Below are 9,150 nucleotides of genomic sequence, written 5' to 3'. Positions count from 1 at the left end.
GACTGGTTTCGGGGGCACGAAGGAGGGCCGGAGCATGCCGCGTTCGGTGAGTTTGGCCAGCCAGACCGCGTCCAGGCGGTCGGTCTTGGGCCGGCCGGGGACGTTCTTGACATCACGGGCGTTGACCAGCCAGCACTCCAGACCGCGCGATTCCAGCAGGAAGAAGTACGGCTTCCAGTACGTCGAGGTGGCCTCCATGACCACTCGGGTGACGCCCTGGCAGATCAGGTGGTCGGCCAGGTCCAGGATCGCGCCGCTGGTCGCGACGGTGTTGAAGACCCGCTGCACGCGCTTGCCGGGCTTGTCCTCGTGCGGCACCCGCACGCAGACCATCCCGGACGCCTTGGCGATATCGATCGCCGCGACACGGGCCACGAGCTCTTCGGCCTGCTCGATCTCCTCGGTGCCACCGCTGTCGCCGGTGTCCGTCATGCGCCACTCCCTGGTATCGATCCGTACGGGATGACGCCTGCCCGGGGGGCCGCGGGGGGAGCGAGAATCTGACCGGCGTGCTCGATGGCAACAGTGCGTGGCCCCTCTGCGGCCCGGCACCAGACTGACCTACGGGCTCAACGTCCCAACGAGCTACCGGCATCGGCGGGCAGGCGCCGCAGCCATGTTTTCACGCCGGCAAGGCGCACCCGAAGGGAACAGGGGGACTGACCTGCGTACATTCCAAGCAGGCAGGTATCGATCTTGACCGATCCTCATTCGGGGCGAAAAGGTCGTGGGTTCACATCCCGCCACCCCGACAGTGAAGTAACAGGCCAGAGGGCCGGTACCGAGTTCGGTACCGGCCCTCTGGCGTGGACTCGCAACCCCCCGGGGGTCCCCCTTTCCCCGGACAGCGGCTCGTCAGGCCACGCGGTCTGCCGCATCGGCGAGCAGGCCGCGGCCACCCGCCGACCTGCCGCGGAAGCTTCGGCACGGCACAACCCCACGTCACCGACGCGGGAAAGGCCGCTCGCACGTTGGGCCCCGGCCGTTCCTCTACCGCTACCAGCCGCCGGCCCGGGGAGCGGTCCCGGGCGGGACGAGCAGGTGGGCGATGTCGCGGGCGGTCGCGGCGATCTTCTCGTCGGACACCTCCAGGCCCTGCGAGGCCAGCAGCACGGTGTTGACGCTCAACAGCGCGGCCCGCATGCGGAGTTCCTCCTCCACTGAGGCATCCGGACCGGCCAGAATCTTGAACAGTTCGCCGAGCCGCTCGAACGCGCTCTCCCGGCCGGGGTGGAGGTCGCGCACGACGCGCTGGTTGGCGAGCGCGAAACGCATGGCGGACAGGCCGCCGGCGGTGACCAGGTCGATCATGCGGTCCACGGCGCGGACGCGCAGCTCGGGACCGGGCGGCTGCTCCCTGGCCCAGGCGACCATGTCGTCGAGTGCGTCCAGATGCTCGGTGAACAGCGAGCGGACGATGTCTTCCTTGCTGCTGAAGTGGTAGTAGAGCGCGGCCTTGGTGATGCCGAGGCGTTCGGCGATCTCCCGCAGCGAGGTCGCCTCGTAGCCCTGCTCGGTGAACAACTCGATGGCCACCTTGCGGATCTCGGCCTTCGTGTCGTCGCCCCGCCGCCGCCCTGCCATCGCCATCCGTTCCCTTTCATGGTTCTCCCCTGGGCCCCCGGCACTCCTGTGCAACTGATCGCCCGACTCGATCGTCGTCCGAGGATCCCTTGTTGCCAACTTACCGGTCGGCAAGTAATCTACTAACCGGCCGGTAGGTAAGATGTGTACGCCGTGGCGTCCGCGACGCGCGTACGACCGGCCACCCTCCCCCCTGTCCGACATTCGTTCGTCCGGCTGCCCTCGAACCCGGGCGGCCCGTTCCTTTGCTGAAAGGCATTCGCCGTGACGCAGACAGCACCGGCGTCGGCAGACGCCGAGACCCATCCGCCCCGCTTCACCCACCGCGAAATCATGGTGACGATGAGCGGCCTGGTCATCGCCATGCTGCTGGCCATGCTGGACAACATGATCGTGGCGCCCGCGCTGCCCACGATCGTGGGCGACCTCGGTGGCCTCAACCACCTGGCCTGGGTGACCACTGGCTACATCCTCGCCTCCACCGCCGCCACCCCGATCTGGGGCAAGCTCGGCGACCTGCTGGGCCGCCGCATCACCTTCGTCTCCTCGATCGCGATATTCCTGCTCGGCTCCGTGCTGTGCGGCATGTCGCAGAACATGGGCGAGCTGATCGGCTTCCGCGCGCTGCAGGGCCTGGGCGCGGGCGGTCTGATGGTGGGCGTCATGTCGGTGCTCGCCGACATCGTGCCGCCGCGCGACCGCAGCAAGTACCAGGGCGTGATGATGGCAGTCATGCCGGTCGCCATGATCGGCGGCCCGCTGGCGGGTGGTTTCATCACCGACCACCTCAACTGGCGCTGGGCGTTCTACGTCAACCTGCCGCTGGGCATCGTCGCCCTGCTGGTGTGCTGGATCGTCCTCGCCAAGCTGCCCCGCAGGAGCGCCGGGCAGGTGCGCATCGACTGGACCGGCGCCGCGCTGCTGACCGTGTGGATCACCACCCTTGTCCTGATCACCAGCTGGGGCGGCACCGAATACGACTGGGCGTCGCCCATGATCATCGGTCTGGCCGTGGTCACCGTGGTGGCGTTCGCCGCGTTCGTCCTCGTCGAGCAGCGCGTGGCCGAGCCGATCATGCCGCTGTCCGTCTTCACCGACCGCAACTTCAACCTCGCCGGTGCGCTCAGCCTCGTCGTCGGCTTCGCCATGTTCGGCGGCGTGACGCTGCTGCCGCAGTTCCAGCAGTACGTGCAGGGGTCCTCGGCCACCAACAGCGGTCTGCTGCTGATGCCAATGATGATCGCCTCGATGGTGCTGTCGCTCGCAGGCGGCGCCGTGATCAGCAAGACCGGCCGGTACCGCGCCCTGCCGATCGCGGGCAGCGTCCTGATCACGGTCGGCCTGGCCCTGTTCGCCACCATGGACACCGGCACCTCGCGCTTCATGACAGGCGTCTACATGGTGGTCCTGGGCGCCGGTATGGGCTGCCTGATGCAGACCACCATGCTCATCGCGCAGAACAGCGCGCCGCTCAAGGACATGGGCGCCGCCACCGGCGCGGCCACCTTCCTGCGCAACATGGGCGGCTCCCTCGGCGTCTCCGTACTCGGCGCCCTCTACACCACCACGCTGACCGATTCCTTCACCTCCGCGGGCGGCGCCGCCGGCGCGGGAGCCGGGGGCGCCGGTGGCGCGGTGGCGCAGATGACGCCCGAGGCGCTGCGCAACCTGCCCGAGTCCGTTCAGCACGCCTTCGCCCAGGCCGTCAGCGACGGCGTCGGTACCGCCTTCGCCTGGGGTGCGGGCGTCGCCGTCATCGGCATTGCGATCGCCCTGTTCATCCGGCACGTGCCGCTGCGGGGCTTCGGCGGTGCGCCGGGCGCGGACAAGGCTCCGGCCGACGTCACCGTCGCCGAGCACGCCCACTGACCCGTGGGGGCGGGCCGCACCCCCCGGCCGCCGCCCGCCCCCCGCGCGACGCCAGAGACCGGAGACACCCGCCATGGCCAAGGGCGCGACCCGCGAGCGCATCAAGCACACGGCCCTCGCGCTCTTCTTGGACCACGGCTACGACCGCACCTCCTTGCGGGAGATCGCCGAGCATCTCGGCGTCACCAAGGCGGCCGTGTACCACCACTTCAAGACGAAGGACGACATCGTCACCGCCCTCTTCGTCGAAGGGATCCGGCCGGTCGAGGACGTCATCGCCTGGGCGCAGACCCAACCGGCCGACCTGAGCACCCGGCAGGAGGCTCTGCGACGGTACGCGGAGGCGCTCGGCCTGGCAGCGCCACTCGTGAGGTTCCTGCAGGAGAACCAAGCAACTCTGCGCGGCCTCGCGGCCGGTGCCGCGTATCGCGACGTGATGCTGCGCGCGTCGGCGCTCTTCCGAGTCCCGGGCGCCGGACTCACGGACCAACTGCGCTGCGTCACCGCCGCGTTGATCGTGCACGGTGTGCCTGCCGCTCTGGCGGACACCGCAGGCGGCATGGCGGAACTACGAGCCGCAGCGCTGGCCGTCGGGCTGGAGTTGCTGGCAGCCGCCCACTCACCGCGCCCCGAAGATCGGCCGGGTCTCCAGGGAGCCACTCGGGAGCCGAACTGCTCCCCGAGCCCCGGCGAGACCACCCGAAACTCACCACCACCAGCGCCCTGACCTGCGCACATCTCAGGCATGCAGCTGCCGTTACGCCCCTGGCCAAAGTCGCACGGTCGGACCGTCCGCGCAGGCGGCAATCCGGCACCTCGCGACGGGCCGCCCTCCCGACCCTCAGCCCGGCCGCCCGGAATGCGCGCTTCGTACCCACATGCGAATCTGAAAGTGGCCCCTCGTCCGAGACCGGCTACAGGAGGCGTCATCGTGAGCAAGAAGCAGAGCCGACAGAATCGCGGTGCCCGCACAGGTGGTCACGAACGCAGCGCGCCCTCGGAGACGAAGGAGCAGAGGCAGGCGCATATTCCGGATGCGCCCGGGCCGGTGCGCGCGATATCGGAGCAGGTCTCCCACCGGAAGCAGCGCAGGTTCGGGCACAACTGATCTTCGCCGGCCGACCGCGACCGAAGCGCTGTGGTGGCACCCCGCGTCGTGGCCACCACAGAGTGCGCCATGGCGGTCCGCCGGGAATTCTCCAGTGGGCCGCCCCACGTATGCCGTTTCGCTCAGGCGCGGCCCCCGGCCCGCGGCGCCCGGCCGGGGCAGGGCGGGGGCCGTCGCTGCGGCGCGTACGGCCGGGGACCGGGCCGGCCCCACCCCCGTGGAGGCCGCCCCGGAAGCCGCGCCTCAGTAACGCTCGGCGAGGTGCTCCCGGCCTGCCGGCGGCTCGTACGGCTCCGGCCAGAAGTCCGTGATCTCCACGATCCGGCCCTGGTCGTCCCCCGTGAAGAAGTGGATGGCGTGCATCTCTTCCAGGCCTACGGTGAACAGCGTCCGTACGGCCACCTGTTCGCCTGCCCGGTCGGCCACGATCCGTTCAACACGGACATGCCAGTCCCCCGGATACTCCCGGTTGAACCGGAGATACCGCTCCTTGCCGCGGATGCGCTCGCGGGTCTGCGGCAGGTCGTAGAGCACCTCCTCGGCGAGCGTCGCCGCGAAGGTGTCCCAGTCACGTGTCTCGGCCGCGGTCCAGTACGTCTCCACCGTGGCGCGCAGATCGGCAGTCATGGTCCGAGTCTGAGCCCCACCACTGACAACCGGCCTTCGCTCAACCCGCAGTCGGCTTCGACGCCTTGATCGAGTACATCAATGGAATGCGGGGCCGGCCGGGCGGGAAGCGGTAGAACCCGTCGGCGTGCCGCTCCAGTGCCGCGAACCGCTGGAAGAGCGAGGCGTCGTGCTCGTGCAGGAACTCGATCCGCAGTCCGGCGGCTGCCAGCGCCGACACCACGTCACCGACGGGATGCTGCCACTCGACGCTCCGGTTGTGGACGGTCGACGCGTCGAGGTCCGCGTACGTACCCGGCGTCTCGTCGACCCATGCGTCGCGGCTGAAGTAGTCGTACGTGACCGTCGAGCCGGTCGCGTCGTCGAGGCAGTCGGTCAGCGGATGGAACTCCGCGAGATAGAGGAATCCGCCGGGCGCGACGAGCGCGGCGGCGATCTCGGCCCAGCGGCGGGTGTCCGGCAGCCAGTTCAGCGCACCGACGCCGGTGTAGACGATGTCGTACGAGGAGTCGGGGACGGCCTCCGCCGCGTCATGCACATCGGCGGCGACGAACGCCGCCCGGTCCGGGGTGAACCCCAGCTCGCGGGCCAGACCACGGGCGGTCTCGACGGCAGGCCCGGAGAAGTCGAGCCCGACGACGTGCGCGGCGCCGTGCCGGGCCCAGGAGAGGGTGTCGAGCCCGATGTGGCACTGCAGATGCAGGAGCGACTTTCCCGTCACGTCCCCGACCTCCGCGAGCTCGAACGCACGCAGCGCGTCCTTGCCCGCCCGGAAGGCGTCGACGTCGTAGAAGTCGCTCGCCGCATGGATCGCCACGCGCTCATCCCAGCGCGCGCGGTTGGCCTCGCGCCAGTCGTCCGGAGTCGGGGAGTACATGCCGGGGAGGTTATCCACAGACTGAGGACGATGCGAACGGATTTTCCGGGCCCGACGCAGAATGGGGGGCATGACTGAGATCACTGGCTCGACGACCGACTCCGCTCCGGCGCGGGCGAACGGCTCCGTTCCGGCACCGGCGACCGATTCCGTTCCGATGTGGGAGCAGCGCTTCCGGGCGCCCCGGGTGTCGTTGCCCGACTGGGCGGAGGACGCTCCGGACCGTGCGCTGTTCGTCTCCAACGCGACGGGGACGTACGAGCTGTACGCATGGGACCGGGCGAGCGGGGATCAGCGGCAGGTCACCGACCGGCCGAACGGGACGACGGACGGGGTGCTGACCCCGGACGGCGAGGCGATCTGGTGGTTCGACGACACCGACGGGGACGAGTTCGGGGTGTGGATGCGCCAGCCGTTCCACGGCGGTGGCGGTGAAGGGACGGCGGACGTGCCGGCGGCTCCCGGTCTCGCCCCCTCCTACCCGGCGGGGCTCGCGATCGGGCGGGACGGGACGGCGGTGATCGGCCGCTCCACCGACGAGGACGGGACGACGATCCATGTCGTACGGCCGGGGTCCGCGCCCGTCGAGATCTACCGGCACCGCGAGTCGGCGGGCGTCGGGGACCTGTCGCACGACGGGACGCTGATCGCCCTGGAGCACACCGAGCACGGCGACGCGATGCACTCGGCGCTCCGCGTGGTGCGGCCGGACGGCACGACGGTCGCCGAGCTCGACGACACCAAGGGGGGCACGGAGGAGCTGGGGCTGACCGTGCTGGGCTTCGCGCCGGTGGCCGGAGACACCCGGTTGCTGATCGGGCATCAGCGACGGGGACGCTGGGAGCCGATGATCTGGGACCCGGTGGCGGGGACGGAGACGGACCTCGCGATCGATCTGCCCGGCGACGTGGGCGCCGAGTGGTATCCGGACGGCTCCGCGCTGCTGATCGTCCACGGCTTCGAGGCCCGCAGCGACCTGTGGCGGTTCGAGCCGGGCACCGATGCCGCTCCGGTACGGGTGGAGACGCCGGCCGGATCGGTGTCGGGTGCCACGGCCCGGCCGGACGGCACGGTGGAGTATCTGTGGTCGTCGGCCGCGCAGCCGCCCGTCGTGCGGTCCACGACGGGCGCGGTGGTGCTCGATCCGCCGGGCGCGAAGGCTCCGGGGTCGGTTCCGGTGGAGGACGTGTGGGTGGACGGTCCGGGCGGCCGGATCCACGCGCTCGTGCAGCGGCCCGCCGCCCCGGCGGAGGGGCCGTTCCCGACCGTCTTCGAGATCCACGGCGGCCCCACCTGGCACGACAGTGACGAGTTCGCGTCCGGGCCCGCCGCCTGGGTGGACCACGGCTACGCGGTGGTCCGGGTCAACTACCGCGGCTCCACGGGCTACGGGCGGGCGTGGACGGACGCGCTCAAGCACCGGGTCGGCCTGATCGAACTGGAGGACATCGCGGCGGTACGGCAGTGGGCGGTGAAGTCCGGGCTCGCCGACCCGGAGAAGCTGGTGCTGGCCGGGGGCTCGTGGGGCGGCTATCTGACCCTGCTCGGCCTGGGTACGCAGCCGGACGACTGGGCGCTGGGCCTGGCGGCGGTCCCGGTCGGCGACTACGTCACGGCGTACCACGACGAGATGGAGGCCCTGAAGGCGATGGACCGCACGCTGTTGGGCGGCACGCCGGAGGAGGTGCCCGAACGGTTCGCGGCCTCGTCCCCGCTGACGTACGTGGACGCCGTGAAGGCACCGGTCTACATCTCGGCGGGAGTCAACGACCCGCGCTGCCCGATCCGCCAGGTCGAGAACTATGTGGACCGCCTGAAGGACCGGAGCGCCCCGCACGAGGTGTACCGGTACGACGCGGGGCACGGCTCGCTCGTCGTCGAGGAGCGGATCAAGCAGGTGCGGCTGGAACTCGACTTCGCCCGACGGCACCTCGGGTAGTCGGCGTCCGGGCCCGCGCCGTGGCCGGCGATGGCGCGGGCCCATGCCAGGCCCTCGTGGCGCCCGGGCCACGCCGGGGCCCGCCCCACGCTCCGGCGCGGCGTCCCGCCCGGTCTCCGCCCCGCCCTGCGGCGTCCCGGGTGAACGGCGTCCTGGCCCGGGCAGGTGGCGGTACTTGCGGACCCCGGTCCGGGATACCGGATCGGGGACCGTACCGTGGAGGGGTGTACCGGTTCCTGCTGACCCCGCGATGGTGGGGGATCAACCTCTTCGCCGTCCTGGCCATCCCGTTCTGCGTCTTCATGGGCACCTGGCAGCTCGGGCGCTTCGAGGACCGCGTGCAGACACACGAACAGGCCCAGAAGCAGCCCGCCCCGGGCAGCAGGGCCGCCGAACCGCTCGACGACCTCTTGCCGGTCGACAAGGTGACGTCCGGGCGTCCCGCCACCGCGACGGGCCGGTACGCCGACCAGTTCCTGGTGCCCGGCCGGAAACTCGACGACAAGAGCGGCTTCTACGTCCTGAACCTGCTGCGCACCGACGGCGGCAAGGCGCTTCCGGTGGTGCGCGGCTGGCTGCCCGGCAAGGCCGGACAGACCGCGGTTCCCGCCGCTCCGACCGGTGAAGTCACCGTGACCGGCGACCTCCAGGCGTCCGAGAACGCGGGGACTCCGGGCGTCGACACGGCGGGCGGACTCCCGGACGGCCAGCTCGGCATGATCAGCGCCGCGTCGCTGGTCAACCTCGTCCCGTACGACGTGTACGACGCATGGGTGACGCTCCAGGACACCGACAGCAAGAGCGCCGGCGCCCAGAACAGCGGGGCCACTGCTCTGCGTCCCGTACCCGCCGTCGCGCCGCAGGGCAGTGGGCTCGACCTGAAGGCGTTCCAGAACCTCGGCTACACCGGCGAGTGGTTCGTCTTCGGCGCCTTCGTGCTCTTCATGTGGTTCCGGCTGGTCCGGCGTGAGGCGGAGGCCGCGCGGGACGTGCGGCTCGGCCTCACGGACGACGCGGACACGGACAGCGGCTGAGGCGTGCTGACGCGCATACGTGAGGGGGCGGGCAGCCCGGCCGAGATCAATCTGCGGCGCACCGACATCGTGAACATGGGGATCGCGCGGGCCGCGGGGTTCCCCGTCATCG

The 9,150-nt window shown here is 70.8% G+C and carries 8 protein-coding genes; 4 read left to right on the top strand and 4 right to left on the bottom strand.

What is annotated here, in order from left to right; translation table 11 throughout:
* Together AB0N06_RS36925 and AB0N06_RS36920 are read right to left on the bottom strand one after the other, a co-directional pair.
* The coding region (locus AB0N06_RS36925) for a transposase (RefSeq protein ID WP_366139060.1) at window positions 1–432 on the bottom strand (432 nt) is incomplete at its 3' end.
* Window positions 433–996: 564 nt separating this feature from the next.
* Window positions 997–1,584, bottom strand: coding sequence for a helix-turn-helix domain-containing protein (locus AB0N06_RS36920; RefSeq protein ID WP_366139059.1), 588 nt, complete (start codon window positions 1,582–1,584; stop codon window positions 997–999).
* Window positions 1,585–1,848: 264 nt separating this feature from the next.
* On the opposite strand from AB0N06_RS36920, the gene AB0N06_RS36915 reads away from it, so the two are divergent.
* Together AB0N06_RS36915 and AB0N06_RS36910 are read left to right on the top strand one after the other, a co-directional pair.
* Entirely contained in the window at window positions 1,849–3,453 is a 1,605-nt protein-coding gene (locus AB0N06_RS36915; protein WP_366139058.1) for an MDR family MFS transporter, read from the top strand.
* A 73-nt stretch (window positions 3,454–3,526) separates the two neighbouring features.
* Complete coding sequence (locus AB0N06_RS36910; RefSeq protein WP_366139057.1) at window positions 3,527–4,180, top strand: helix-turn-helix domain-containing protein; 654 nt, start codon at window positions 3,527–3,529, stop codon at window positions 4,178–4,180.
* A gap of 624 nt (window positions 4,181–4,804) precedes the next feature.
* Here AB0N06_RS36910 and AB0N06_RS36905 read toward each other — a convergent pair.
* Window positions 4,805–5,188 (bottom strand): nuclear transport factor 2 family protein, encoded by a 384-nt coding sequence (locus AB0N06_RS36905; protein WP_366139055.1) that lies wholly within the window; start codon window positions 5,186–5,188, stop codon window positions 4,805–4,807.
* 40 nt (window positions 5,189–5,228) lie between these two features.
* Window positions 5,229–6,065, bottom strand: a complete 837-nt coding sequence (locus tag AB0N06_RS36900; RefSeq protein ID WP_366139054.1) for a class I SAM-dependent methyltransferase — start codon at window positions 6,063–6,065, stop codon at window positions 5,229–5,231.
* A 157-nt stretch (window positions 6,066–6,222) separates the two neighbouring features.
* Here AB0N06_RS36900 and AB0N06_RS36895 point away from each other — a divergent pair, with 157 nt between their 5' ends.
* Both AB0N06_RS36895 and AB0N06_RS36890 read left to right on the top strand, forming a co-directional pair.
* Window positions 6,223–8,004 carry a prolyl oligopeptidase family serine peptidase gene (locus AB0N06_RS36895; protein WP_366139061.1) on the top strand — a complete coding sequence of 594 codons (1,782 nt, stop codon included), beginning with the start codon at window positions 6,223–6,225 and terminating at the stop codon, window positions 8,002–8,004.
* A 224-nt stretch (window positions 8,005–8,228) separates the two neighbouring features.
* On the top strand, window positions 8,229–9,038 hold the full coding sequence (locus AB0N06_RS36890; protein ID WP_366139053.1) for an SURF1 family protein: 810 nt from the start codon (window positions 8,229–8,231) through the stop codon (window positions 9,036–9,038).
* Window positions 9,039–9,150 lie beyond the last annotated feature (112 nt).

The organism is Streptomyces sp. NPDC051020 (assembly GCF_040683105.1).
Classification (GTDB): domain Bacteria; phylum Actinomycetota; class Actinomycetes; order Streptomycetales; family Streptomycetaceae; genus Streptomyces.
The sequence above is the reverse complement of the archived record's forward strand: the minus strand, read 5'-3'. Positions and strand labels throughout refer to the sequence as shown.